This is a genomic window from Halomonas aquatica (assembly GCF_040196335.1).
Taxonomy (GTDB): Bacteria; Pseudomonadota; Gammaproteobacteria; order Pseudomonadales; family Halomonadaceae; genus Halomonas; species Halomonas aquatica.
The window spans coordinates 342,300-367,268 of the sequence record NZ_JBEGCJ010000001.1 but is presented as its reverse complement, the minus strand read 5'-3'; the positions used below and the strand labels follow the sequence as shown (position 1 = coordinate 367,268).

Sequence of the window (24,969 nt, the reverse complement as noted above, 5' to 3'; positions counted from 1 at the left end):
CCTCGCTGGAGTGCCCACCACCCATCCGGGCCGGGCACATGACCTGTGTGCCATCAATCTGTGCCTTATCGACGGGCCTGTCCAGTCTGTGGTTCGCTGGTCAGACCAGTTGTTGGTGGTATTGTGGAAAGGTTTTTCACGATACACCCTTGGGTCTCACGCTGGCAGCCCCGGAGAACCACGATAATGCCCCGCTATCATGAAGAGCTGGTGACCACGTCACGCACGCCCGATGCCATCGCGGCACGGCTCGAGGAGCTGATCCTCGATGGCGTGTTCCGTCCGGGCCAGCTGCTGCCTTCCGAGCGGCGGCTCAGCGAGCGGCTGAAGGTCTCCCGGGCCTCGCTTAGAGAGGCGCTGAGGACGCTGCGCAGCAAGGGGGTCATCGTCACCCGGCAGGGCCGGGGCTCGGAGGTCGCGCAGATGGTACCGACGGCCCAGGACAACCCCCTGATGCATCTCTTCCGCGACCATCCGCGGACCCTGTTCGACCTCCTGGAAGTGCGCGCCCTGCTTGAGGGAGAGTCGGCCAGCCTGGCGGCAAGCCGTGGGACGGCCTCGGACCGGGTGCTGATCACCCGCCGCTACCGGGAGATGGTCGACTATGTGGAGACGGCCGAGACGATCGAGGCCGAGCGCCTGGCCCGGTTCGATCATGGCTTCCACCTGGCCATCTGTCAGGCGTCCCATAACCCGGTGCTGGTCCACACCCTGCAGAGTCTGACGGACCTGCTGCTGAGCTCGGTGTTCGCCTCGGTGAAGAACCTCTATCACCGCCCCCGGTCTCGCGAGATGATCAACCGTCAGCATGCCCGGCTGTTTCGTGCGGTGGTCGAGGGCAAACCCGTCCTCGCCCGTCGAGCCGCCCTGGAGCACCTTTCCAGCGTCGGGGAGCAGCTTCGCGAGATCGAGGCGGAGGACCAGCGGCTTGAGCGCTCGGCCATGCGCCTGGAGGGCTGGGAGTAGCGGGGACGCGCCGTGGCGGGGTGCCTCTCATGATGGGCCCGCACAGGGCTGGCACGATCCATGGCCGGGAGGCATCATCGAATCGACGGCCATCGGGTTGCCGCGGCAACGGCGACCAACCGGGCCCACAGTGGCGATCCTACAAGACAATGAGGAAGCAGCATGGCGATCTACCAGTACGGCGACGACCGTCCCGCGGTCGGTGACGACGTCTACGTGGCCGAGACGGCGGACGTGATCGGTCGCGTCACCCTGAAGCGCAATGCCAGCGTCTGGTACCAGGCGGTGCTGCGGGGCGATACCGATCATCTCGAGGTCGGCGAGGGCAGCAACATCCAGGACGGCGCGGTGATGCATGCCGACCCGGGATTTCCCCTGACGGTGGGCAAGGGCGTCACGGTAGGCCACCAGGCCATGCTGCATGGCTGCATCATCGGTGACGGCAGCCTGGTCGGCATCCAGGCGGTGATCCTCAACGGCGCGGTCATCGGCCGCAACTGCCTGGTGGCGGCGGGGGCGGTGGTCATGGAAGGGGCCCACTTTCCCGACAACTCGCTGATCGTCGGCGCACCGGCCAAGGTCAAGCGTGAGCTCTCCGCCGAGGCCATCGAGGGGCTCAAGAAGAACGCCGAGCGTTATGTCGAGCGAGGGCGGCGGCATGCCGAGACCCTGGTGCGCATTGACTGACCCGCTGATAGGGCCGGGCCGGCCTCGCACAGCATGTAGGGCACCACGAAGGCGGCCCCGGCGAAGAGCGCGAAGGGCGTGATGGAGAGCCCTTCCTTCCAGGAGCGGTTGGCGCCGAAGAAGCGCACCATGATAAGCGGCATCTGCCAAAAAAGATTTACATTCAATGGCATATGCCTCCCGTCTTCGGTTCGCGTACACCGGAATGACGGTATGGCGTTAGACTAATGGGTAAGACGCGGTCGTCGGGCTACCGCACATGACCGGCGTTGGCGGGGGCCGGAAAAGGCTGGCACTATCCTATACGTACCCCATCAAGAAAGACCCATGAACCGAATTCGAGGAGGCGGCATGACACGGGTGCTCTATGATCTCTGTGGCATCGACGAGGGGCTGCGTTTCTCGCCTTTCTGCTGGCGGGTACGCTATGCCCTGGCCCACAAGGGGCTAGAGGCTCGGACCCAGCCCTGGTACTTCACCGAGAAGCAGGCCCTTGCCTTCGCCGACCACGACAAGGTGCCGGTGCTGGTCGACGGGGACGAGGTGGTCACCGACAGCTACGAGATCCTGCGCTACCTGGATCGCACCTACCCCGAGGCCCCACTTCTCGGCGATGGGCTGGCCGAGGCGCGCGGTCGCTTCTTCAAGCACTACGCCGAGCGCGCGATCGCCCCGGCCATGATGCGGACCATCATCATGGACCTGCTGAACGCCATCCATCCCGACGACCGGGCCTACTTCCGGGAGACCCGTGAGAAGCGTTTCGGCCGCACCCTCGAGGAGTTCCACTCCCCGGCCAAGGGTCTGGCCCAGCTGGACGCCGCCCTGGAGCCGCTGCGCGGCCAGCTCAAGGAGACGGACTTCCTCGACGGCCAGTCCCCTGCCGGCGCCGACTACCTGGTCTTCGGCAACTTCATGTGGGCACGTAGCGTCTCCAGCGCCGACCTGGTCTCCAATGCCGACCCGGTGCACGGCTGGATCGAGCGCATGCTCGACCAGCACGGCGGCCTGGGCCGCAAGGCCCTGCGCATCACCGACATCGAGGGCGCCTACCGCTGAAGTGATGCCGCCCGGGAGGAGTGCCATGATCGACCTCTACTACTGGACCACGCCCAACGGCCACAAGGTCTCGATCTTCCTCGAGGAGGCGGGACTCGAGTATGCCGTCAAGCCGGTCCACATCGGCCGGGGCGAGCAGTTTTCCGACGAGTTTCTCGAGATAGCGCCCAACAACCGCATCCCGGCCATCGTCGACCGGGCCCCAGCGGATGGTGGACAGCCCCTGGGGCTATTCGAGTCCGGGGCGATCCTCGAGTACCTGGCCGACAAGACCGGTCGCTTCCTGCCTCGGGCGGGGCGCGAGCGCTACGTGGTGCTGCAGTGGCTCTACTGGCAGATGGCGGGACTCGGCCCCATGGCCGGGCAGAACCACCACTTCCGCCTCATATGCGCCGGAGACGGTCGACTACGCCATCGAGCGCTATGTGCAGGAGACGGCCCGACTCTATGGCGTGCTTGACCGTCGTCTTGAGGACCACGACTTCCTGGGGGGCGATGACTACTCCATCGCGGACATGGCCAGCTACCCCTGGGTGAGGTCATGGCAGAAACAGGGGCAGGACATCGAGGCGTTTCCCTCCGTGCTGCGTTGGATGCAGGACATCGAGGCGCGTCCGGCGGTTCGGAGGGCCTATGCACTGGGGGAGGAAATCAACCCGGGCAACGGGGTCGTGATGGACGAGGAGGCCCGACGGCATCTGTTCGAGCGGCGATGATCGGCACTCCGACCCCAATCTACATGGACGCCTGGCCTCGGCCAGGCGTTGTCGTTCAGAAGTGGCGATCGAACATCGTTGGAATGTTGCGTCGCACAAAAAGGCCTGCTATGTTGCAACGCAGCACGGGGAAGCCCCGATGCCCCTTAATAAACGGAGGTGTTACATGAGCAAGGCAATCACTCAACAGGCTACCGAACAGTTCGAGTCCGCGTTCGTGGCACCCGCACGTAGCGTCGGCGCCCTCAACCTCGACTACACCGAGAAGCTGGTCGCCGCACAGTTCGACGCCGTGCGCGCCCTGATGGGCATGGGCGTGGCCCAGGCACGCGGCTGGCTCGACGTCCGCGACGCCGACAGCCTGAAGAAGGTCGTGGAGACCCAGCAGAAGGCCAGCCAGGACATGGGCGAGCGCCTGCGCGGCGACGCCGAGAAGATCATGAGCCTGAGCCAGGAGTACGTCCAGCAGAGCCAGAAGCTCGCCTAGGACGGCATCAAGGCCGCGACGGCAGCCGTCAAGTAAGGCTCTCACCACCGAGCATGGCAAGCACCGGCATCGCCGGTCTTCACGGGTCGTCACCCTCGGGTGGCGCCCGTGTTCTTTTTTATGGCCCCTCCTCCCGACCCCTGCTGACGTTCAGCCGTGCTCGCCGCCCAGCAGCATGATCACCTCCTCGTCCTCCACCTGATCGAAATCGGTGAAGAACTGGCCCACGGCCTGGAAGTTCCAGGGCGTCTCCAGGCAGACCACCTCATCGGCCAGAGACTCGAGCCGTGCCACGGTATCGGGCGGCGCCGCCCCCAAGGCGGCGATCAGCCGCTTCGGGCCCCTCGATCGCAGGGCGGTGAGGGCGGCCGCCATGGTGGCCCCCGTGGCGCTGCCGTCATCCACCACCACCACGATGCGTCCCTCGGGATCGATGGCCGCGCGCACCGGGGTATAGCGTCGGCGTCTTTCCTCGAGCAAGGCCTGCTGCTTGTCGATCTCCCGGTTCACCGCCTCTTCGCGGTAGTGTCGCGCCGTTGCCTCAAGGGCCAGGCTGCCGTCCTCGCTGACCGCCCCGATGGCATATTCGGGATTGCCCGGCGCGCCCACCTTGCGCACCAGCACCACGTCCAGATCCCCCTCCAGGGCATCGGCCATCAGCCGGCCCATGGGTACTGCACCCCGCGGGATGGCCAGGATCAGGGGGTCCTGACCCTTCAGATGGGAGAGTCGGCGCGCGAGCCGTTCGGCGGCATCGAGGCGATCACGGAACATGATGGCGCTCCTTACAACGAGGTCTCGCCTTAAGTGTAGGCTGGCTGCAGCGATTATCGCCGGCGTCATCACGCCACCCAATACCATCTTAGGTGTCGCAGGGGTCAGCCCAGGAGGGCATCCAGGCGAAAGCGGGCGATGCGGTTGATCTGCTCGACGGCAGCGCGACGCTCCTTGGCCGGGTCGTTCTCGAGCCGAGTCTCGAAGGCGGCCAGGATGGCGTGACGGTCGCTGCCCTTGATGGCCATCACGAAGGGGAAACCGAATTTCGCCTTGTAGTCGGCATTGAGGCGCTCGAAACGCGCCATTTCCTCGGGCGTGCACTGGTCGAGGCCGGCGCCGAGCTGCTCGCGGGTGGAATCGTCGGTCAGCTCGCCGGCAACCGCCGCCTTGCCGGCCAGGTCAGGGTGGGCGCGGATCACCTCGAGCTGGCGCTCGGCGCTGGCGTCGCTCAGCACTCGGCCCATGACCTCGGCAAGGCCCTCGGGTGTGTCCTGCTCGGGGCCCAGGCCTTGCTGCCAGGCCAGTTCCGCCACCCAGGGAGAGTGCTCGTAGATCTCGCCGAACTGCTCGACGAAGTGCGCCTGGTCGAGCTCGCTGGGCTTTGGGGAGGGGGGCTTGTCGCTCATGGTTTGACCTCCACTGACTGTCGTGAGCCTGGCAACTATGGCAGCACCTTGATGTATACAATAAATGCTTTGAAATGTATTTGAAATATAGCTAAAAATGTCTTCATCGGTGCCGGGCGCGCCGACGTACGTTGCTTGCCGGTCTCCTGGTCCATGGCGGCCGGAAATCGCGGAGAGGAGAGACGCATGGGATGCTTGACCACACACGTGCTGGACACGTCGCAGGGTCGACCGGGGCAAGGCATTCGCATCGAGGTCTATCGCCTCGAGGGCGAGCGCCGCCGCCGCATCGGCGAGGTGGTGACCAATGATCACGGCCGCTGCGATGCACCGATCCTGGAGGGCGAGGCCTTCACCGAGGGCGAATACGAGCTGGTCTTCCATGCCGGCGAGTATCTCGATCGCCAGGGCCTGACCGGCGAGTCGCCGCGCTTTCTCGACATGATCCCGCTGCGCTTCGGCGTCGCCGACGCCTCGCAGCACTACCACGTGCCGCTGCTGGTATCACCCTACGGCTACTCCACCTACCGCGGCAGCTGAGCCGCTGGGTGCTGCCCGCCACAAGCGCACAAGACGAGAGCTGAGGCATGCACGCTTACCTGCTGGATTCTGCCAACCTCCTGCTGAGGTGGTTGCACGTCATTGCCGCCGTCGCCTGGATCGGCGAGTCGATCTACTTCGTGATGCTGGACAACGCACTGCGTTCGCCCAAGGCCGCCGAGGACCATGAGAAGGGCGTGTCCGGCGAGATGTGGGCGGTGCATGGCGGTGGCTTCTACCACAACCAGAAGTATGCCAGTGCACCGGAGAAGCTTCCCGAAGACCTGCACTGGTCCTTCTGGAAAGCCTATACCACCTGGCTGTCTGGCTTCGGCCTGTTCGTGCTGCTCTACATGGCCAACCCCGACTTCTATCTGGTCAATCCCGGCAGTTCCTGGGCGTGGGCCGCCCAGCTGACCGGCTGGCAGGCCAACACGGTGGCCGTGCTCTTCCTGCTGTCGGGCTGGGTGATCTACAACGAGCTGTGCAAGCGCATCAGCCCCGACATGCAGCGCGATGGACTGCTGAGTCTCGCCGTGGCGGTGATGATGGTGTTGGTGGCCTATCTCAGCACCCAGATCTTCGCGGGACGCGCCGCCTTCCTGCTCACCGGTGCCGTGATGGCGACCGCCATGTCGGCCAATGTCTTCTTCTGGATCATCCCGGGGCAGCGTCGCATGGTGACGGCCATGAAGGCCGGTGAGCCCCCGAACCCCATCGACGGCAAGCGCGGCAAGCAGCGCTCGGTGCACAACACCTACTTCACGCTGCCGGTGGTGCTGCTGATGCTCAGCAACCATTACGCCTTCACTTTCACCCACGAGCTGTCCTGGGTAATCATGTCCCTGTTTATCTTCGCCGGCGCGCTGATTCGCCAGTTCTTCGTGCTGATGCATGCCGGCTACGTCAAGTCGGCCTATCCGGCTGGCGGCGTCGCGCTGATCCTGGTGGCGATCTGGATGGGCGCCCCCGTCAGCAACGTGGGACCGGCGGTGACTGACGAAAACGAGAGGCTGGCCGTGTCCATCGGCGAGGTGCATGCCATCATCGAGCGGCGCTGCGTCGCTTGTCATGCCCAGTCTCCGTCGCATGATGGCTTCGTGGCGGCCCCGGCCGGTGTGGTCCTTGAGACCGAGGATCAGCGGCTTCGCCAGGCCGACCAGATCAGGCAGGTGGTGGCGAGTGGTTACATGCCGCTCGGCAACATCACCCGCATGACCGACGAGGAACGTGGGCAGATCCTCAACTGGGCGCCATGATCTCCAGAGCCGAACCCGGCTCGGCCGAGGGCCGCGCGACTCGGTTCCCATGGCCCGTCCTTTTGGCGAGGCCTGATCGTTTCCAGCGACAGAAACCGTATACAATGATGGCATCTCCGGGACATCAGAGAGTCCAGTCTTTCATGAACCAGCGTCAGGACGCATCCCAACGCAGGCCTGCCGGTGGCGTCAGCCGAACCGGCAAGATTGGGGACGGCGCAGAGCGGCATGAGGCGATCTACCATTCCATCAGCGATGCCATCATCGAACATCGCCTGAAGCCCGGCGCCCGGCTGCGCGAGGATGCCCTGGCCGAGGTGTTCGGCATCAGTCGCACCGGCATCCGCAAGATCCTGCAGCGTCTGGCCCTGGAGCAGCTGGTGACGCTGACCCCTCGCCGCGGGGCCAGCGTGACGCGGCCCACTGCCGACGAGGCCCAGGACGTCTTCGATGCCCGCCAGATGATCGAATGCGGCCTGATGCCCGAGGTGGCCCGGCGGATTACCGCCGACGAGGCGCAGGAACTGCGCGACATGGCGCTGCGCGTGCGCCAGGCGTTGAGATCCGGCGAGCAGAGCGCGGCGATCAAGCTCTCCGCCGCCTTCCATGGCCGGCTGGCGCAGATCTCCGGCAATGCCACCCTGGCCGAGTTCGTCGAGCGTCTCTGTTCGCGCTCCTCGCTGATCCTCGCCGTCTACGGCAATGTCGGCCATCTGGGTTGCGAATCCCATGACCACGACGATCTGATGAGTTTTCTCGAAAGCGGCAACGGCGAGCGCGCCCAGGCCTTCATGGGCCGTCATCTCAAGGCCATCGAGGCCTCGCTGTCTTTACATGAAGAAGGGGTCGAGGCCCCGGATCTGTTCGAGATATTCTCTGGCTACTAGGCTCGCCCTTCCCCCGCTGTCCCGAACGCAGACGCGCCCCGTGACAGTGCGATGGGCGCGCTGGGCTTTTTCGCTGGCACAGCCATGAAGCCAGACCGGCTCGGGCTTTGACAGCACCACCATTCGGGGGCCGGTCGCCTCCTTTTCCACATCGCCAGGACCCCACGCCATGACCGCACCTGCTCTGTCGGATTACCCCCGCGACCTGATCGGCTACGGCGCCACCCCACCCCAGGCCAACTGGCCCGGCAAGGCTCGGGTCGCCGTGCAGTTCGTGCTCAACTACGAGGAGGGCGGCGAGAATTGCGTGCTCCACGGCGACAGTGGCTCCGAGCAGTTCCTGTCCGAGATCATCGGCGCCGACTCCTATCCCGATCGCCACTTGAGCATGGAGTCCATCTACGAATATGGCTCCCGGGCGGGTGTCTGGCGGGTGCTGCGCGAGTTCGAGCGACGCGGCCTGCCGCTGACGGTGTTCGGGGTGGCCATGGCACTCGAGCGCAACCCCGAGGTCGCCCAGGCCTTCAAGGAGCTGGGTCACGAGATCGCCTGTCACGGCTATCGCTGGATCCACTACCAGCAGGCGCCAGAGCATATCGAGCGCGAGCATATGCAGCGGGCCATCGAGATCTTTCAGTCGCTTTACGGTGAGAAGCCGCTGGGCTGGTATACCGGACGCGACAGCCCCAACACGCGCCGCCTGGTGATCGACGAGGGCAGCTTCCTCTACGACAGCGATTACTACGGCGACGACCTGCCGTTCTGGACCCGCGAGAAGGACAGCCAGGGCCAGTCGCAGTCGCACCTGGTGGTGCCCTACACCCTGGATACCAATGACATGCGCTTCGCCGCGCCTCAGGGCTTCAACACCGCGGATCACTTCTTCACCTATCTGCGGGATGCCTTCGACGTGCTCTACGCGGAAGGCGAGGACACCCCGAAGATGCTCTCCGTGGGGATGCACTGCCGCTTGGTCGGTCGCCCCGGTCGCTTCCGTGCCCTGCAACGCTTCCTCGACCATATCGAGGCCCATGATCGCGTCTGGGTGACCCGCCGCGTGGATATTGCCCGGCACTGGGCGGAACATCACCCGGCGTCCTGATCCGTATCTTCTCAACTACCCGGGGGAGGCTTGTTCGCCACCCGCCCAGCCCTGCGTTTTTCAGGAGGCAGCATGCTTGAACTCGAGGCCCAGCCCCTCACCCCGAAGGCCTTCGCGCCCTTCGGCGACGTGATCGACCCGCGCGTGTCCGACTACTTCCACATCAACGCCGGCCGTACACGGCGTTACCACGACCTGGCCCGGGTCGAGACCCTGGGCGAGAAGGCCCACACGCTGATCAGCATCTTCGTCAGCCAGCCTGTCGAGGTGCCCCTCGAGTTGCGGTTCCTCGAGCGCCACCCCCGGGGCAGTCAGGCCTTCGTGCCCATGCACGAGGAGCGCTTCCTGGTGGTGGTGGCGCCGCGGGGCGAGGCCATCGAGCCCGCAGAGGTTCGCGCCTTCGTTACCGACGGCCGTCAGGGCGTCAACTACCGCGCCGGCACCTGGCACGCCATCCAGTCGGTACTGGGGCGCGAGGGCGAGTTCCTGGTGGTGGACCGAGGCGGCGAGGGCGACAACTGCGACGAGCACCCCATCGACATCCGCGTGACCCTGCCGCCAGGCGAGGCCTTCGCGCCGACCCACAGCGAACAGGAGTCCACTTCATGAACCAGCAGCGTCAGTCCTCTCACCAATACTATGCCCCCCGGGGCGGCCACCCGAGCCAGAAGGTGATGACCACCGACCGCGCCATGTTCACCGAGGCCTTCGCGGTGATTCCCCGCGGCGTGTATCGCGACATCGTCACCAGCAGGCTGCCGTACTGGGAGAACACCCGGCTGTGGGTGCTGTCGCGTCCGCTGTCGGGCTTCGCCGAGACCTTCTCCCAGTACCTCATGGAGGTCTCACCCGGCGGCGGCAGCGATCGCCCCGAGACGGATGCCGGCGCCGAGGGCGTGCTGTTCGTGGTGGACGGCGAGATGACACTGACCATTGCCGGCGAGAAGCACCGCCTGGTGCCCGGCGGCTATGCCTTCCTGCCGCCCGGCAGCGACTGGCAGCTACGCAACGAGTCCGATGCCCCGGTGCGCTTCCACTGGATCCGCAAGGCCTATGAGTATGTCGACGACATCGAGGTGCCCGAGGCCTTCGTGGTCAACGAGAACGATATCGCGCCGAAGGTGATGCCGGACTGCAATGAGGTGTGGGCCACCACCCGCTTCGTCGACCCGGACGACCTGCGCCACGACATGCACGTGACCATCGTCACCTTCCAGCCCGGCGGGGTGATTCCCTTCGATGAGACCCACGTCATGGAGCACGGCCTCTACGTGCTCGAGGGCAAGGCGGTCTACCACCTCAACCAGCAGTGGGTCGAAGTCGAGGCCGGCGACTACATGTGGCTGCGCGCCTTCTGTCCGCAGGCCTGCTACGCGGGCGGTCCGGGTCCCTTCCGCTACCTGCTCTACAAGGACGTCAACCGACACATGGCGCTGCCTTACAGCCCGCGCCGCTGAGCACCTCAATGGGCACAGGCATGCATCGGAGCACCATATCGGTTGATGCATGAATCCTGTATACGATAAGTCTTTTCGATGTGTTCATCCCGTTGCCGGGATGAGAAGCTGATGACAGGCACACTCGGGGGGCGGCGCATGCATGATTGGCAGGAGGAGGTGCTGGCCGAGGTCAGGTCCGGGCGACGCATCAGCGACCGGGATATCGTCGACCAGGTACGTCGCGCCGTGCTGATGCAGCGCCTGCCACCCGGCACCCGGCTGCCGGAGGTGACGCTGGGAGAAGTCTTCGGGGTCAGCCGGTCGGTAGTGCGCAAGGCCCTCACTCGACTCGCCTCCGAGCACGTAGTGGATCAGCGTCCCAACCAGGTGGCGCGGGTGCGTGCGCCGAGCATTCAGGAGACTCGCGAGACCTTTGCGGCCCGCCGCCTGGTCGAGGGCGAAGTGGTGGCCTCGATGGCCGGTCACTTCGACGCGGCGTCGATGGCGCGCCTCCAGCATGAGGCGCAGTGCGAGCGGAAGGCCCATGGGCAGGGTGACGAGCCGGCCCGCATCGAGCATTCCCTGGCCATCCATCACCTGCTGGCCGAGCTCTCGCCGAATTGCGTGCTGGGGACCATGCTCACCGACCTGATCCTGCGCACCTCCATCGTCATCGCCCTATACCGGCGGTCGAACCTGGCCTCCTGCTTCCTGGAGGGGGATCACATGACGCTGCTGGCGGCCCTCGAGAGGGGTGAGGCAGAGGCCGCCCGTCGGGCCATCCATCACCACCTGGAGCGCCTCGAGGCACTGCTCGACCTGAGCCCTCGCGAGACACGCATTGACCTGATGGCCATCCTCGGGCATTCCGGCGGGTTGTCCACGCCTTGACGAGCATCAAGTCGAGGGGCAGGGCAGGGCCGTACGTCTTGTTCCTCCGTGGAGCCTGGCCGACAATGCCTGCACGTCGAACCGGGTCGGGAACCTCCCCATGAACGCTGTGCTCCGCCTCGCTCTGGCCTGCTGGCTGCTGGCGATCGCCCCGCTGGCCAACGCCGGGGAGGCTGCTGTGGCCGTTGCCTCGTCCCTGCAATTCGCCTTCCCCGAACTGGTCGAGGAATTTCGTTCCCAGGGTGGCCCGCCGGTGCGAGTCAACTATGGTGCATCCGGCAACTTCCGTCGTCAGATTGCCCAGGGAGCTCCCTTCGAGCTCTTCCTCTCGGCGGACGAGCAGAGCGTGCTGGCGCTGCATGACGCGGGCTTTACCGAGAGTGCAGGGGTGATCTACGCCGTCGGGCGGCTGTCCTGGATCCAGCGCCCCGGACGCGGCGCACTGCCGAGCGACCATGCCCCACTCTCCGCCGTCGAGGCGGCGATCGCGACCTACCGGGACGGCGAGGGCCGCCAGCGGGTGGCCCTGGCCAACCCGGAGCACGCCCCCTACGGCATCGCCGCGCGTCAGGCGCTGCAGCGGGCCGGCCTATGGGAGGACTCGGCCCCGCTGCGCGTGATGGGAGAGAACGTCTCCCAGGCCGCCCGCTTCGCCCTGGCGGACGAGGCCCGCGGCGGCCTGGTGGCCTACTCCCTGGCGCTGGCCCCGAGCCTGGCCGACCAGGCCGAACACGTGCTGGTCCCCGCCGGCTGGCATGCGCCCCTGCACCAGCGCATGGCCCTGATGCGCGGTGCGGGTGATGAGGCCCGAGCGCTCTACCAGTGGCTGGAGGGTGAGCAGGCGCGTGTCATTCTCCGGCGTTTCGGCTTCCAGCCCCCTGACGCGGCGGAAGGGCACTGATGGACTGGACGGCGCTGTCGATCTCGCTGCGCCTGTCGGCTATGACCTGCCTGCTGCTGCTGCCGGTGGGGCTCTGGCTGGGCCGTGCCCTGGCGCTGTCGCGCTTTCGCGGCAGGTCGCTCGTCGAGGCACTGGTGGCGCTGCCGCTGGTGATGCCGCCCACGGTGCTGGGCTTCTACCTGATGCAGGCCTTCGGTGTCCAGGCGCCCTTCGGCGCCTTCTGGCAATCGCTGACCGGGGGCGGGCTCAACTTCACTTTCAAAGGCATCCTGCTGGCCTCGCTGGTGGCCAACCTGCCCTTCGCCGTCCAGCCGATCCAGCGGGCCTTCGAGACGATTCCCTCTAACCTGCGCGAGGCGGCCTGGTGCAGCGGCCTCTCGCCGGCCCAGACGCTGTGGCGCATCGAGCTGCCGCTGGTGTGGCCGGGGATGGTCTCGGCCCTGGCGCTGACCTTCGCCCATACCCTCGGCGAGTTCGGGGTGATCCTGATGGTCGGCGGCGCCATCGATGGCGAGACCCGGACGCTCGCCATCTCCATCTACGACCGGGTCCAGGCCTTCGATGAGTCCGGCGCGGCCATCATGTCGGCCATGCTGCTGCTGGTCTCCTTCCTGACCATCGGCGTGGTCTACGGGCTGGCAGGGCGTAGCAGGTGGCGTCGTGGTTGACGACGGGGAGAGCGCGAACGTGCCGGAGGCGAGCAGTGAGCGGCTGGAGGTCAGCCTGCACCAGCCGGGGCCGATCCCGCTGGCGGCCGAGTTTCAGTGCGAGGCGGGGGAGCTGCTGGCCCTGGTGGGCCCCTCGGGCAGCGGCAAGACCACCCTGCTGCGGGCCATCGCGGGACTCTATCGGCCGGCCGGGGGCGTCATCCGCTGTGCCGGGGAGACCTGGTTCGATGCCGAGGCGCAGCGCTCGCTGCGCCCCCAGCAGCGCCGCGTGGGCCTGGTGTTCCAGGACTATGCGCTCTTCCCCCACCTCACGGCGCGCGCCAACGTCATGGTCGCCCTGGGCCACCTGCCTACCCCCGAGCGTCGTCCTGCCGCCGAACGGTGGCTCGCCCGGGTGCGTCTCGAGGGGCTCGCCGACAGGCTGCCCGCAGAGCTCTCCGGCGGGCAGCGTCAGCGTGTCGCCCTGGCCCGGGCACTCGCCAGAGGCCCACGGGTGCTGCTGCTCGATGAGCCCTTCTCGGCGGTGGATCAGGTCACCCGTCGTCGCCTGCAGCGGGAACTGGCCTTGCTGCGCGAGGAGATCCGCATCCCCATCGTGCTGGTCACCCATGATCTGGACGAGGCCGCCGCCCTGGCCGACCGCCTCTGTGTGCTGCATGGTGGGCGCAGCCTGCAGCAGGCCACGGCCGAACAGATCTTCCACCGCCCAGCGAGCCCCGCGGTGGCGAGGCTGGTCGACCGCCACAACGTTTTTGCGGGCAGCGTGATGGATGACGAGGCGGGCCGATGGTTGCACTGGGGCCCCTGGCGTCTGGAGGTGGCCTGCGGCCTCGAGCGCCTGGCGCCCGGGCAGCGGGTGAGCTGGTACCTGCCGCCCTCGGATGTGGTGCTGCATCGTCGCGGCCGTCCCTCCCGGGGAGAGCGCGAGAACCCCGTGCGGGGCCTGATAGTGGAGATGGCGGTGCTGGGGAGCATCACTTCCGTGGCGCTGGCCTTCGATCACTGCGACGATACCCTGCGCTTCGAGCTTCCCACCCATGCGGCTCGCCGCAATGGACTGGTCCGTGGCGAGCGAGTGGACGTCTCGCTGCTGGCCACCGGGATCCACCTGATGCCCGATGCTTCCGTCATTCTCGAACCCCCAGGCCGCTGAGGAGACCACCATGAATACGACCCGTCGTCAGTTGCTGCTGGGCCTGGCCCTGCTCCCAGCGGCCATCCTGGTGCCGCGTTCCCTGCCCGCTGCCGAGCCCGCCCCGGCCTCTGCCTCCCTCGAGACCGTCCCGTTGGTCATCCATGGCAGGCAGGGGCCCCGGCGCCTGCAGGTGGAAATGGCCCGCACCCCTTCACAGCGTAGCCGCGGCCTGATGGAGCGTGACCGGCTGGCGGAGGATGCCGGCATGCTGTTTCTCTATGGCCGGCGCCAGCCCTCTCGCAACGGCTTCTGGATGTACCGCACCCTGATCCCCCTGGATATCGCCTTCATCGACGAGACGGGACGCATCGCCGAGATCCATCAGATGACGCCCTGCACGTCAGGGCAGCCCGGCGACTGCCCGGTCACCCGCCCTGGGGTGCCCTATCGGGCGGCCCTGGAGGTCAATGCCGGCGCCTTCGAAGCAATGGGCGTGAAGGCGGGAGACTGCGTCAGCTGGCCGGGAGACGGCGGGCTTTGCGGCGGCAACGAGAGCTCATGATTCAGGGGCAGGGCGACGTGGGCCGAATCGCAGCACTATCAGGGCCAGTCCGGTGATCACCAGCCCACCCCCGGCTAGCTTGTGCCCCCCCAGGCCGTCGCCCAACAGCACCACGCCCAGCAGCACCGCCAGCACCGGCATCAGCAGGGTCAGCGGCACCACGCGATTGACCGGGTGGCGACGCAGCAGCCCATACCAGAGGCCATAGGCCACGATGGAGGACATCACCGCGGTGTAGAACACGGCACCCCATCCGGCCCATCCGGCCGCGCCGAGGGCCTGCCACTGGCCCTGCTCGAACCACCAGGAGCCAAGGGCCACCTGGGGGGTGGCGAACAGGGCGACCCAGCCGGCCAGTGCCATCGGTGACACGTTGGGGCCGCGCTTGATCAGTAACTGCGAGATGGCCCAGCCCAGGGCGCTGGCCAGCAGCAGGGCGGTGGGCAGGGGCGCGGGCAAGGTGGGCCCCCCGGCCAGCACCGCGACCCCGGCGAAGGAGAGGCCCAGACCGACCAGCCGTCGCGGTCCCAGGCGCTCCTTGAGGAACACCACGGCGAGCAGGGTCGCGAAGGGGGTGCCCATCTGCACCAGCAGGGCGCCGGTGCCCGCCTCGGCTTGTCCCAGGCCGATGAACAGCAGGGCGAAATGCAAAGACCCGAAGGTCACCGAGAGCAGCAGCAGGAAGGGCAACTGGTGGCGGGCCACCGGGTGGAATGGCACCAGCAGTACCGCCACCAGGGCGAAACGCAGCGTGGTCAGCAGCAGCGGCGGAAGCTCGACCACTCCCAGCTTGATGACGATGATGTTCAGCGCCCAGATGACGATGACGGCGAGGCCCAGGGCCAGGTCACGGAGCGGCACGGCGTCTCCTTGGGGTAGGGAAGGGGAAAAGCATCACAGCATAGCAAGTCCGTTGAATCCCGGGACAGGCCACGGCGGCGACTTCCCTTGCATGAGCATCGGATTACAGGGCATCTTGAGGCTCGCGGCGTCGATGACGCACTACCGACAACGATGCCGGGGAAGCCGCCGACGGGCCGCCCCGTGCCCAACACGACAAGGACACGCCATGAACTCGTCTCGTCCCATTCCCCGTTTGGTCGCCGTACTGGCCGGTGCCATTCTCGCCACCTCGTTCTCCGTCTCTTCGTCAGTTCAGGCCCGTGAGCTCTCCGTCTCCACCGTGCTTTCCGACGCCTTCCCCTGGGGGCAGGCTGCCGAGAAGTGGGCCGAGCTGGTGGCCGAGCGTTCCGGCGGCGAACTGACCCTGCGGGTCTACCCCAACTCCCAACTGGTCAACGGCGACCAGACGCGCGAGTTCTCGGCCATGCGCTCGGGGCTGATCGATGCGGCCGTGGGTTCGACCATCAACTGGTCGCCTCAGGTGCCGGAGCTCAACCTCTTCTCTCTGCCCTTCTTCATGCCCGACGTGGAGGCGATCGACGCCGTGACCGGCGGGTCCGCCGGCGAGATGGTCTTCGAGGCCATCGAGTCGCGTGGCGTGGTGCCGCTGGCCTGGGGCGAGAACGGCTTCCGCCAGCTCTCCAACTCCCAGGGCCCCATCGGCGAGCCGGCCGACCTCGATGGCCTGAAGATCCGCGTGGTGGGCTCCCCGCTGTTCCAGGACACCTTCACGGCGCTGGGCGCCAACCCCACCCAGATGAGCTGGGCCGATGCCAAGCCGGCGCTGACCACCGGCGCGGTGGACGGCCAGGAGAACCCGCTCTCGGTGTTCGACGTGGCCCGGATCGACCAGGTGGGGCAGGAGCACCTGACCCTGTGGAACTACATGAACGACCCCCTGGTCTTCGCGGTGAACCGGCAGGTGTGGGAGTCTCTTTCCGAAGAAGAGCGCACCCTCCTGCGCGAATCCGCCCAGGAGGCCGGCGCCTGGGAGATCGCCATGACCCGCGAGGAGGAGCCCGCCCGGCTGGCGGCGATCCAGGAGCGCGGCGTCACGGTCACCGAGCTCGATGAGGCCCAGCACCAGGCCTTCGTCGAAGCCACCGAGAGCGTCCACGACGAGTGGGTGCCGCGCATCGGCGAGGCGATCGTCGAGGCCGCCCGAACCGACATGCAGGCTGACTGACCCACACGCCATCCCATCGGCTGCTCTTGTCGGCCCTTCTCATTGTCGGCCATTCTCATCGACCCTTTTCATCGGCTCCTGGCGGGGCCGATCTCGTGTCGACTCATCTGACATCCGACGCCCATGAAACGTCCCGACGCAAGACTCGAACGCCTGCTGGCGACCCTGGCGATCCTGATCATCAGCCTGATTAGCCTGGCCAACGTGGTGGTGCGCTACGTTACTGATGCCTCTTTCGCCTTCACCGAGGAGTTCTCGGTGTTCCTGCTGGTGGTGCTGACCTTCGCCGGCGCCTCGGTGGCCCTGCGCCGCAATGGCCATATCCGCATCGGCCTGCTGGAGCGGGCCCTCCCGGCGGCGCCTCGCCGAGCATTGATCCTCTTCCAGGGGGTCTGCGGCCTGGTCGTGCTGGGGCTGATCACCTGGTTCGGGGGCCGGATGACCTGGCAGGAGATCCAGTGGGGCTCGCTCTCCCCGGGTCTTGGCCTGCCGCAATGGTGGTACCTGGCCTGGCTGCCGCTGCTCTCGGCACTGATGATGCTGCGCCAGGTGCAGCAGACCCTGGATCGCCTGCGCGGGAGGCTCGAGGATGAGTCCTGATCTGTGGATGATCCTGGCCTTCGCAGGCCTGCTGATGGCCGGGGTGCCGGTGGCCTTTGCGCTGGGGCTGGGGGGCGCCGTCGGCATACTGGCCGGGCTGTCGCCTTCCATGCTGGCGACGCTGGGCACCAATACCTACAACGGCATCGCAAAGTACCCGCTGATTGCCATCCCGCTGTTCATCCTCACCGGCCTGATCTTCGAGCGGGCCGGCGTGGCGGCGCGACTGGTGCGCTTCGCCCAGGCACTGATCGGCCCTCGCCACGGTGGCCTGGCTCTGGTGGCGGTGCTGGTCTGCATGATCATGGGAGGCATGAGTGGCTCGGGCCCCGCCGACGCGGCGGCGGTGGCCATGGTGATGCTGCCGAGCATGACGAAGGCCGGCTATCCAAAGCCCTTCTCGGCCACCCTGATCGCAGCCTCGGCCTCCACGGCGATCCTGATCCCCCCTTCGGTGGCGCTGATCCTCTATTCCATCGTGGTGCCTGGGGTTGACCTGCGGGCCTTGTTCGCGGCGGGCCTCTTCCCCGGCATCCTGGCCGGGCTGGCGCTGCTCGGGCCGGCGTTGCTGGCCTCCCGCCATTATGGTTGGGAAGGGGGAGGCCGGGCGGGCGGCGCGTCCTTGGAAGGAGCGCAGCGGCTCGGGGTGGCGGAGAGCTTCCGGCAGGCGCTGCCGGCCCTCTTCGCCCCCGTGCTGATCCTGGGGGGACTGCGCAGCGGCCTCTTCACGCCCACCGAGGCGGCCGTGGTGGCGGTGGCCTATGGCGCCCTGGTCGGACTCTTCCTGACGCGGGAGATGAGCTTGAAGGATCTCTGGGGGCTGCTGGGCGAGGCGGCGGCGATTTCCGGCGTGGTGATGCTGATCATCGCCCTGGCCGGCATCTTCGCCTGGTCCGGCACCATGCTCGGCACCTTCCGTCACCTTGCGGAGTGGATCGTCGGGCTCACCGACAACGGCACGCTGTTGCTGGTGCTGATCATGCTGGCGGTCCTGCTGGCCGGCATGCTGCTGGATGCCATCTCGATCTACCTGATCATGATGCCGATCCTTATCCCGGTGATGCAGCATTTCGGCTGGAACCCGGTGTGGTTCGGCATCCTGCTGGCCATGAACATCGCCATCGGTCAGTTCACACCGCCGGTGGCCGTGAACCTGATGGTGACCACCGAGGTTGCGAAGATCCGCCTGGAACAGACCGTGGGCTGGGCGCTGATCTTCGTGGTCGCCATGGCGTCTGCCCTGGCGCTGGTGGCCATCTTCCCCGAGATCGCCCTGTGGCTGCCCAGGGTGCTTGGCTACAACGTCTGAGGCCGTCTCCGGCAGCTCTCGTCCTGTGCGCTGCGGAGAATGGCCCCCGGCTCGCTCATTCGTTCACTCACGCTCTGCCGCCTACCAGGGTGGCCAGGGTGCGTTGATGAAGGTCTCGGCTGGTGGCATCGAAGAGCACGAAGCGGACGAGCTCGATGCCCGGGCACCGGGGCAGGGTGGTGAGCACCGTCGACAGCGCGATGCGCGCGGCCTCGGCAGGGGGATAGCCGAAGGCCCCGGTGGAGAGTGCCGGGAAGGCGATCGATCGGATCCCGTGGCGCTCGGCGAGTTCGAGGGCGTTGCGGTAGCAGGCAGCGAGCAGCTCGTCGGCGGGCTCGTTGGCACCGTAGACCGGCCCCAGGCAGTGGATCACGTGGCGGTTGGGAAGATCATGCGCCCCGGTGATCACCGCCTCGCCTGGCCGGATCGGCGCCTGCGCTCGACACTCCTCGGCGAGCCCCGGACCGGCGGCACGATGCAGGGCTCCCGCCACGCCGCCGCCGCTTTGCAGCTGCGAATTGGCGGCATTGACCACGGTGTCGATGTCGGGCTGGCGAGCGATATCGCCCTGGAGGCATTCGATGCGATCGGTCATGGCGCGACTCCTGCTGTTCTTGGCCCGACCGTCAGTCTGGCGCCCAGAGCGGCAAGACATCAAGGTCCCCCCGACGATCCCGGGCCAGTGGCAGCCGGTTGCGTGCCTCCACCAGCGTCTGCTTCTCAAGGGTCAGCCAGTGCCACTCCTCTTGGCTGCCGAAGGCCAGGGAAGGGTGGTGATCGTCCATCAGGGGAGGGCAGAGCAGCGAGTGCCCCCAGTCTAGACCGGCGCGATTAAGGCTCAGCCAGTAGAGCTGATTCTCCATGGCCCGTGTGGTGACGAAGGCGTGCCAGCTGGCGAAGCTGAAGTCGCGGGTGAAGGCGACGGGATGCAGGATGAGTTCGGCACCCTCGGTGGCGAGCCGCCGAGCCAGCTCCGGGAAGCGCAGGTCATAGCAGATGACCACCCCGATCCGCCAGCCGGCGATCTCGGTGACCAGCAGGTGTTCGCCGGGCGAGAAGTGGGCGGCTTCGCCCGAGGCACCGAACTGGGCGCAGTGTAGCTTGTCGTAGATCCCCGTCAGGCGGCCATCGGCGCCCACAAGGACCTGGCTGATATGGCGACGATCGCCCGCTCGGCGGGCCATGCCGAAGGCGATCGGGCAGCCGAGTTCCCTGGCCATGTCCGCGAAGGTCTCGCACACCGGGCCGGTAAGGTCGTCGTCCAGTGCCTCCAGGCACGCGAAGGCCTCGTCGCCATACTCCTGGGCGGCCAGTTCCGGCAGCACGATGAGGTCGGGCACCTCATCGTCACAGGCGGCCCGCATGCGGGCCGCCAGCTGTTGCAGATGGGCGAGCTGGTCATCGCGACTTCGGGTGACGGGAATCTCGATCTGGCCGGCGAGTATCTGCATGGTGTCTCCTGTGGCATCACTCGGGCGCCCGCGACGCTCGCGACGCAGGCATGTCACTGCATAGTCTATTCCCGTATCTGGCTCACTGCCCGGAGACCCAGATGGTCTTCCCCCGGCGCCTGCAGCGCCTGGTGGCAATGCTGGTCCGCCGATTTGACAGCCGAGTCATGGTCGCAGGCGGGCCTTTCCCCCGAGGTGGATCTTGCGTGGACAGTACCTCTGAAAATTAACGCTTCAGATACGTAGACTGCGACTAGACTTCCCCCAAGGAAAATGGTCTAACGCAAGCGAACTTTTTTCGTTAGGCTAGGGGTGAGGCGAAATTAAGAGCCGCAGGCGGTTCCGGTTCGGGGTCGCCACATTAGAACTTGCTGCACAATACAAGAGGTGTGTTCATGAAACGCCATGCTTTCTCTGCCGCTGCCTTTTCCGGGGTACTCCTTGGCGCCGCGATGTTTTCATCGCCGGCCATGGCCCAGGAAGAGAAGTACATTACCATCGGTACCGGTGGCCAGACCGGCGTCTACTACGTGGTCGGGCAGTCCGTCTGTCGCCTGGTGAACCGTCTGGAAGACGCCAACATCAAGTGCAATGCACCCTCCACCGGAGGGTCGGTGGCCAACATCAACGGCATCAAGTCCGGCGAGCTGGACATGGGCGTGGTGCAGTCCGACGTTCAGTACCAGGCCTACAACGGTACCGGCAACTTCGATGGTGACGCCTACGGGGACCTGCGGGCCGTCTTCCGTGTCCACGGCGAGCCGCTGACCATGCTGGCCCGTGCCGATGCCGGCATCAACGGCCTCGACGACCTGGAAGGCAAGCGCGTCAACATCGGCAACCCGGGCTCCGGCCAGCGCAACACCATGGAAGTGGTCATGGAGGCCAAGGGCTGGACCATGGACACCTTCTCCCTGGCCTCCCAGCTAGGTGCCGCTGAGCAGGCCGCGGCCCTGTCCGACAACAACATCGACGCCATGGTCTATGTGGTCGGCCACCCCAACGGTTCCCTGCAGGAAGCCACCACCACCGTCGATGCCCGCCTCGTTCCGCTGGAGGGTCCTGTCATCGACGAGATCGTCGCTGAGCACCCCTACTACTCCAAGGTGCTCGTCCCCGGCGGCATCTACAAGGGCAACCCGGATGACGTGCCCACCTTCGGTGTGGCGGCCACCTTCGTGACCGACACCGGCACCGACGAGGAAGTGGTCTACCAGACCGTCAAGGCGATCTTCGACAACTTCGATCGTTTCAAGCGCCTGCACCCGGCCTTCGAGAACCTCGACCCGCAGGAAATGGTCAGCTCCGGCCTCTCGGCGCCGCTGCATGACGGTGCCGCACGCTACTACCGTGAGCAGGGCTGGATCGAGTGATCTCCGTGGTTTGAGATCACCTTATCCAGGTGTTGAGTGCGCGGTCATCCTGAGAGGGGGCCGCGCACTCTGGTTCTGACGCCTGGTCCCCCGTGTCAATCGACAAATTTGAACAGGGCACACTTATGACCGAGGACAAGATGAGGGCTCCCGGAGATGAGGTCGATCTGGAGGATCTGGTCGCCTCCACCGACTCGGGAGCTCGCAAGCCGGCCGGAATGCCGGGCAAGCTGCTGGTCAGCATCGCCGCAGTGTGGTCCCTCTTCCAGCTGTGGATAGCCTCGCCGATCCCATTCATTCTGGGCTTCGGGGTCTTCAATGCCACCGAGGCCCGATCGATTCACCTGGCCTTCGCGCTCTTCCTGGCCTACATGGCGTATCCGGCGCTGCAGCGCTCCCCGCGTGACCGCATTCCCATTCAGGACTGGGTGCTGGCCGCGGCCGCGGCCTTCTGTGGCGCCTACATGTTCATGTTCTACGAGCAGTTGGCTCAGCGCCCCGGCGCTCCCATCCTGCAGGACGTGATCATCGGCGTGATCGGTATCGTGCTGCTGCTCGAGGCCACCCGGCGTGCCCTCGGGCCGCCGCTGATGATCGTGGCCAGCGTCTTCCTCTTCTACAGCCTGGCCGGCCCCTGGATGCCCGGCATCCTGGCCCATGGCGGCGTGAGCCTGTATGGCCTGGTCAACCACCAGTGGCTGACGACCCAGGGCGTCTTCGGTATCGCGCTGGGGGTCTCGACCAGCTTCGTCTTCCTCTTCGTGCTGTTCGGTGCCCTGCTCGACAAGGCGGGCGCGGGCAACTACTTCATCAAGGTCGCCTTCTCCCTGCTGGGCCACTACAAGGGAGGGCCGGCCAAGGCCGCCGTGGTAGCGTCCGGCATGACCGGTCTGATCTCGGGCTCCTCGATCGCCAACGTGGTGACCACGGGCACCTTTACCGTGCCGATGATGAAGCGCGTCGGCTTCTCCGCCGAGAAGGCCGGTGCCGTTGAGGTGGCCTCCTCGGTCAATGGCCAGATCATGCCTCCGGTGATGGGGGCCGCGGCCTTCCTGATGGTCGAATACGTCGGCATCTCCTACGTGGATGTCATCAAGCACGCCTTCCTGCCGGCGCTGATCTCCTATATCGCCCTGATCTACATCGTCCACCTCGAGGCCATGAAGGCGAACATGCAGGGGCTGGAGAGCAGCAATCCGCCCAAGCCCCTGGTGCGCAAGGTGATCGGTTTCCTCGGCGGCCTCCTGCTGATGATGATCACGGCCATGGTGGTCTATTACGGACTGGGGTGGATCAAGCCGTTGCTTGGCGATGCCACCCCCTGGCTGGTCGCCGTAGTGCTGTCGGCGGTCTATGTGGGCCTGCTGAAGGTGGCCGCCGGCTACCCCGAGCTCGAGCTCGACGACCCCAACGAGCCGGTCTATAGCTTGCCCCAGACGCGCCCGACGGTGATGGTCGGCCTGCAGTTCATCCTGCCGGTCGTCGTGCTTATCTGGTGCCTGATGGTGGAGCGCCTCTCGCCCGGGCTGTCGGCCTTCTGGGCGACGGTACTGATGGTCTTCATCATGCTGACCCAGCGTCCGATCACCTCGATCTTCCGCGGCCGTGGCGACATGGCGGCGGATCTCCGGGAAGGGGTGCTGGACCTGTGGAGCGGTCTGGTGACCGGTGCGCGCAACATGATCGGCATCGGCATCGCCACCGCCACCGCCGGCATCATCGTCGGCGCGGTCTCACAGACGGGGGTGGGGCTGGTGCTGGCCGACGTGGTCGAGATCCTCTCCATGGGCAACCTCATGCTGATCCTGCTGCTCACCGCGGTGCTCAGCCTGATCCTCGGCATGGGCCTGCCAACCACCGCCAACTACATCGTGGTCTCGGCGCTGCTGGCGCCGGTCATCGTGACGCTGGGTGAGCAGAATGGACTGCTGGTACCGTTGATTGCGGTGCACCTGTTCGTGTTCTACTTCGGCATCATGGCCGACGTGACACCGCCAGTGGGCCTGGCCTCCTTCGCCGCGGCGGCGGTGTCGGGCGGTGACCCCATGCGAACCGGCTTCCAGGCCTTCTACTACAGTCTGCGAACCGCGGCGCTGCCGTTCCTGTTTATCTTCAACACGGACCTGTTGCTGATCGACGTGTCCTGGCTGCAGGGAATCCTGATCTTCGTGATCGCCACGGTGGCCATGCTGATCTTCGCGGCGGCGACCCAGGGCTTTATGGTGACCCGCAGTCGCTGGTACGAGTCGCTGCTGCTGCTGCTGGTGGCCTTCTCGCTGTTCCGGCCGGGGTTCTGGATGGACATGATCCACGACCCCTATCGCGAGATCCCGCCGGCCCAGTTCGTCGAGGCGCTGGGCAGCGTCAGCGATGAGGCGACCCTGCGGCTTCAGGTGAGTGGCCTGGACGCCTATGGCGACCCCATGACCACCTACATGACGCTTCAGGTCCCGGAAGGGGCCGACGGTCAGGAGCGCCTGGAGAACCTTGGGCTGGAACTGGTCATCCAAGACGAGAAGGCCGTGGTCGACATGGTGGCCTATGGCAGTCAGGCCGCCGACATGGGCTTCGACTTCGACCAGGAGATCATCCAGGTGCTGGCCCCGGTGGACCGCTGGACCAAGGAGTGGATATGGATCCCCGCCTTCCTGGTATTCGGTCTGGTCCTGATGCTGCAACGGCGACGGCGTGATCGTGAAGCCGTGCTGGCCCAAGCCTGAAGGAGGCGCAACCATGTACACCAAGATCTTGTTGCCGGTGGATCTCAACGAAGAGGCATCCTGGGAGAAGGCCCTGCCCACGGCCCTGGCACTGTGTCATAGCTTCGGTGCCTCGCTCCATGTGGTGACGGTCCTGCCCGACTACCACATGCCCCTGGTGGGGTCCTACTTTCCCAAGGACTTCGCCGAGAAGGCGCATGAGGCGGTCTCCCAGGCCCAGCACCAGTTCATCCGTGAGCACGTGCCGGAAGATGTCACCGTCCAGAGCGTGATCGTCGACGGCTCGCCGTGGGAGGCGATCATCAAGGCGGCGAAGCAGCTTGAGGTGGACCTGATCGTCATGGCCTCCCACAACAAGCGCAAGTTCGCCGACTACGTGCTCGGACCCAATGCCGAGCACGTCGTCCATCACGCGAAGATGTCGGTGATGGTCGTGCGCTGAGTGGCCCCATGCCTTCTGTAGCATCGAGAACGCCTCCCCGTCAGGGAGGCGTTCGCGTGTGCAGGCTAGGCCTAGTGCCTTGCTGCTGGTGTCACTGGGCAAGACGCTGGCATAAACCCTTGCCGTCAGGATATTCTGCGTTGAGTGCCGGCGGACAACGCCAACTGCGGGAACGTCGGCCCTCGTCTACATTGATCAGAAGTTAAGAGATGATGGCGGCATCCAGGCAAGGAGTCTGTATGCTGCCCTGAAACGACCCGGCAGTTCTGGGACATCAAAGGCG

General features: G+C 66.2%; 28 protein-coding genes and 1 pseudogene. 23 read left to right on the top strand and 6 right to left on the bottom strand.

Annotated elements, in window-relative coordinates:
• Nucleotides 1-186 precede the first annotated feature (186 nt).
• Nucleotides 187-966, top strand: a complete 780-nt coding sequence (gene glcC / locus ABE960_RS01640) for a transcriptional regulator GlcC (protein WP_349760474.1) — start codon at nucleotides 187-189, stop codon at nucleotides 964-966.
• Nucleotides 967-1,128: 162 nt separating this feature from the next.
• Nucleotides 1,129-1,653, top strand: a complete 525-nt coding sequence (locus tag ABE960_RS01635) for a gamma carbonic anhydrase family protein (protein ID WP_349760473.1) — start codon at nucleotides 1,129-1,131, stop codon at nucleotides 1,651-1,653.
• A gap of 29 nt (nucleotides 1,654-1,682) precedes the next feature.
• Here the strand turns inward: ABE960_RS01635 and ABE960_RS01630 are convergent.
• A pseudogene (locus ABE960_RS01630) lies at nucleotides 1,683-1,790 on the bottom strand (L-lactate permease); the annotation flags it as partial.
• 214 nt (nucleotides 1,791-2,004) lie between these two features.
• Here ABE960_RS01630 and ABE960_RS01625 point away from each other — a divergent pair.
• The 4 genes from ABE960_RS01625 (at nucleotide 2,005) to ABE960_RS01615 (ending at nucleotide 3,915) form a co-directional block, all read left to right on the top strand.
• Nucleotides 2,005-2,712, top strand: a complete 708-nt coding sequence (locus ABE960_RS01625) for a glutathione S-transferase N-terminal domain-containing protein (protein WP_349760789.1) — start codon at nucleotides 2,005-2,007, stop codon at nucleotides 2,710-2,712.
• Nucleotides 2,713-2,737: 25 nt separating this feature from the next.
• On the top strand, nucleotides 2,738-3,172 hold the full coding sequence (locus ABE960_RS14840) for a glutathione S-transferase N-terminal domain-containing protein (protein ID WP_432765325.1): 435 nt from the start codon (nucleotides 2,738-2,740) through the stop codon (nucleotides 3,170-3,172).
• Nucleotides 3,138-3,428, top strand: a complete 291-nt coding sequence (locus ABE960_RS14835) for a glutathione binding-like protein (protein ID WP_432765324.1) — start codon at nucleotides 3,138-3,140, stop codon at nucleotides 3,426-3,428. The genes ABE960_RS14840 and ABE960_RS14835 overlap by 35 nt, the downstream gene beginning before the upstream one ends.
• A gap of 166 nt (nucleotides 3,429-3,594) precedes the next feature.
• Entirely contained in the window at nucleotides 3,595-3,915 is a 321-nt protein-coding gene (locus ABE960_RS01615; protein ID WP_349760472.1) for a phasin family protein, read from the top strand.
• A 150-nt stretch (nucleotides 3,916-4,065) separates the two neighbouring features.
• Here the strand turns inward: ABE960_RS01615 and ABE960_RS01610 are convergent, their stop codons facing one another.
• Together ABE960_RS01610 and uraD are read right to left on the bottom strand one after the other, a co-directional pair.
• Nucleotides 4,066-4,689: a phosphoribosyltransferase gene (locus tag ABE960_RS01610; protein WP_349760471.1), complete on the bottom strand. Its 624-nt coding sequence runs from the start codon at nucleotides 4,687-4,689 to the stop codon at nucleotides 4,066-4,068.
• 104 nt (nucleotides 4,690-4,793) lie between these two features.
• Nucleotides 4,794-5,318: a 2-oxo-4-hydroxy-4-carboxy-5-ureidoimidazoline decarboxylase gene (uraD, locus tag ABE960_RS01605; protein WP_349760470.1), complete on the bottom strand. Its 525-nt coding sequence runs from the start codon at nucleotides 5,316-5,318 to the stop codon at nucleotides 4,794-4,796.
• A 186-nt stretch (nucleotides 5,319-5,504) separates the two neighbouring features.
• Here uraD and uraH point away from each other — a divergent pair, with 186 nt between their 5' ends.
• The 11 genes from uraH (at nucleotide 5,505) to ABE960_RS01550 (ending at nucleotide 14,702) form a co-directional block, all read left to right on the top strand.
• The gene (uraH, locus tag ABE960_RS01600) at nucleotides 5,505-5,858 is read left to right on the top strand and encodes a hydroxyisourate hydrolase (RefSeq protein WP_349760469.1); all 354 of its coding nucleotides are present in this window, start codon (nucleotides 5,505-5,507) and stop codon (nucleotides 5,856-5,858) included.
• A 47-nt stretch (nucleotides 5,859-5,905) separates the two neighbouring features.
• Entirely contained in the window at nucleotides 5,906-7,117 is a 1,212-nt protein-coding gene (locus ABE960_RS01595; protein WP_349760468.1) for a urate hydroxylase PuuD, read from the top strand.
• Nucleotides 7,118-7,260: 143 nt separating this feature from the next.
• On the top strand, nucleotides 7,261-8,004 hold the full coding sequence (locus tag ABE960_RS01590; protein ID WP_349760467.1) for a GntR family transcriptional regulator: 744 nt from the start codon (nucleotides 7,261-7,263) through the stop codon (nucleotides 8,002-8,004).
• 169 nt (nucleotides 8,005-8,173) lie between these two features.
• Nucleotides 8,174-9,106 carry an allantoinase PuuE gene (gene puuE / locus ABE960_RS01585; RefSeq protein ID WP_349760466.1) on the top strand — a complete coding sequence of 311 codons (933 nt, stop codon included), beginning with the start codon at nucleotides 8,174-8,176 and terminating at the stop codon, nucleotides 9,104-9,106.
• Nucleotides 9,107-9,178: 72 nt separating this feature from the next.
• On the top strand, nucleotides 9,179-9,715 hold the full coding sequence (locus tag ABE960_RS01580) for an ureidoglycolate lyase (protein ID WP_349760465.1): 537 nt from the start codon (nucleotides 9,179-9,181) through the stop codon (nucleotides 9,713-9,715).
• Nucleotides 9,712-10,563, top strand: coding sequence for a bifunctional allantoicase/(S)-ureidoglycine aminohydrolase (locus ABE960_RS01575; RefSeq protein WP_349760464.1), 852 nt, complete (start codon nucleotides 9,712-9,714; stop codon nucleotides 10,561-10,563). Before ABE960_RS01580 ends, ABE960_RS01575 begins: the two co-directional genes overlap by 4 nt.
• Nucleotides 10,564-10,674: 111 nt before the next feature.
• On the top strand, nucleotides 10,675-11,436 hold the full coding sequence (locus ABE960_RS01570; protein ID WP_349760463.1) for a GntR family transcriptional regulator: 762 nt from the start codon (nucleotides 10,675-10,677) through the stop codon (nucleotides 11,434-11,436).
• A gap of 100 nt (nucleotides 11,437-11,536) precedes the next feature.
• Nucleotides 11,537-12,337, top strand: coding sequence for a molybdate ABC transporter substrate-binding protein (gene modA / locus ABE960_RS01565; RefSeq protein WP_349760462.1), 801 nt, complete (start codon nucleotides 11,537-11,539; stop codon nucleotides 12,335-12,337).
• Entirely contained in the window at nucleotides 12,337-13,005 is a 669-nt protein-coding gene (modB, locus tag ABE960_RS01560; protein ID WP_349760461.1) for a molybdate ABC transporter permease subunit, read from the top strand. The genes modA and modB overlap by 1 nt, the downstream gene beginning before the upstream one ends.
• Nucleotides 12,998-14,158: an ABC transporter ATP-binding protein gene (locus tag ABE960_RS01555; protein WP_349760460.1), complete on the top strand. Its 1,161-nt coding sequence runs from the start codon at nucleotides 12,998-13,000 to the stop codon at nucleotides 14,156-14,158. The genes modB and ABE960_RS01555 overlap by 8 nt, the downstream gene beginning before the upstream one ends.
• Before the next feature lie 10 nt (nucleotides 14,159-14,168).
• Nucleotides 14,169-14,702, top strand: coding sequence for a DUF192 domain-containing protein (locus ABE960_RS01550; protein WP_349760459.1), 534 nt, complete (start codon nucleotides 14,169-14,171; stop codon nucleotides 14,700-14,702).
• Here the strand turns inward: ABE960_RS01550 and ABE960_RS01545 are convergent.
• Nucleotides 14,697-15,563, bottom strand: a complete 867-nt coding sequence (locus ABE960_RS01545) for a DMT family transporter (RefSeq protein ID WP_349760458.1) — start codon at nucleotides 15,561-15,563, stop codon at nucleotides 14,697-14,699. The genes ABE960_RS01550 and ABE960_RS01545 overlap by 6 nt on opposite strands.
• Before the next feature lie 208 nt (nucleotides 15,564-15,771).
• Here ABE960_RS01545 and ABE960_RS01540 point away from each other — a divergent pair, with 208 nt between their 5' ends.
• The 3 genes from ABE960_RS01540 to ABE960_RS01530 all read left to right on the top strand — a co-directional run bounded on the left by ABE960_RS01540 (nucleotide 15,772) and on the right by ABE960_RS01530 (nucleotide 18,700).
• On the top strand, nucleotides 15,772-16,791 hold the full coding sequence (locus ABE960_RS01540) for a DctP family TRAP transporter solute-binding subunit (protein WP_349760457.1): 1,020 nt from the start codon (nucleotides 15,772-15,774) through the stop codon (nucleotides 16,789-16,791).
• A gap of 123 nt (nucleotides 16,792-16,914) precedes the next feature.
• Complete coding sequence (locus ABE960_RS01535; RefSeq protein ID WP_349760456.1) at nucleotides 16,915-17,391, top strand: TRAP transporter small permease; 477 nt, start codon at nucleotides 16,915-16,917, stop codon at nucleotides 17,389-17,391.
• Nucleotides 17,381-18,700: a TRAP transporter large permease gene (locus ABE960_RS01530; protein ID WP_349760455.1), complete on the top strand. Its 1,320-nt coding sequence runs from the start codon at nucleotides 17,381-17,383 to the stop codon at nucleotides 18,698-18,700. Before ABE960_RS01535 ends, ABE960_RS01530 begins: the two co-directional genes overlap by 11 nt.
• A gap of 67 nt (nucleotides 18,701-18,767) precedes the next feature.
• Here ABE960_RS01530 and ABE960_RS01525 read toward each other — a convergent pair whose 3' ends face one another.
• Both ABE960_RS01525 and ABE960_RS01520 read right to left on the bottom strand, forming a co-directional pair.
• A complete protein-coding gene (locus ABE960_RS01525; RefSeq protein WP_349760454.1) occupies nucleotides 18,768-19,295 on the bottom strand; it encodes a macro domain-containing protein in 528 nt (175 codons plus the stop codon).
• Between the two features lie 31 nt (nucleotides 19,296-19,326).
• Nucleotides 19,327-20,151: a carbon-nitrogen hydrolase family protein gene (locus tag ABE960_RS01520; protein WP_349760453.1), complete on the bottom strand. Its 825-nt coding sequence runs from the start codon at nucleotides 20,149-20,151 to the stop codon at nucleotides 19,327-19,329.
• A gap of 395 nt (nucleotides 20,152-20,546) precedes the next feature.
• Between ABE960_RS01520 and ABE960_RS01515 the strand changes: the two genes are divergently transcribed.
• The 3 genes from ABE960_RS01515 (at nucleotide 20,547) to ABE960_RS01505 (ending at nucleotide 24,686) form a co-directional block, all read left to right on the top strand.
• Nucleotides 20,547-21,524 (top strand): TAXI family TRAP transporter solute-binding subunit, encoded by a 978-nt coding sequence (locus tag ABE960_RS01515; protein WP_349760452.1) that lies wholly within the window; start codon nucleotides 20,547-20,549, stop codon nucleotides 21,522-21,524.
• Between the two features lie 125 nt (nucleotides 21,525-21,649).
• Nucleotides 21,650-24,244: a TRAP transporter permease gene (locus tag ABE960_RS01510; RefSeq protein ID WP_349760451.1), complete on the top strand. Its 2,595-nt coding sequence runs from the start codon at nucleotides 21,650-21,652 to the stop codon at nucleotides 24,242-24,244.
• Between the two features lie 13 nt (nucleotides 24,245-24,257).
• A complete protein-coding gene (locus tag ABE960_RS01505) occupies nucleotides 24,258-24,686 on the top strand; it encodes a universal stress protein (protein WP_349760450.1) in 429 nt (142 codons plus the stop codon).
• Nucleotides 24,687-24,969 lie beyond the last annotated feature (283 nt).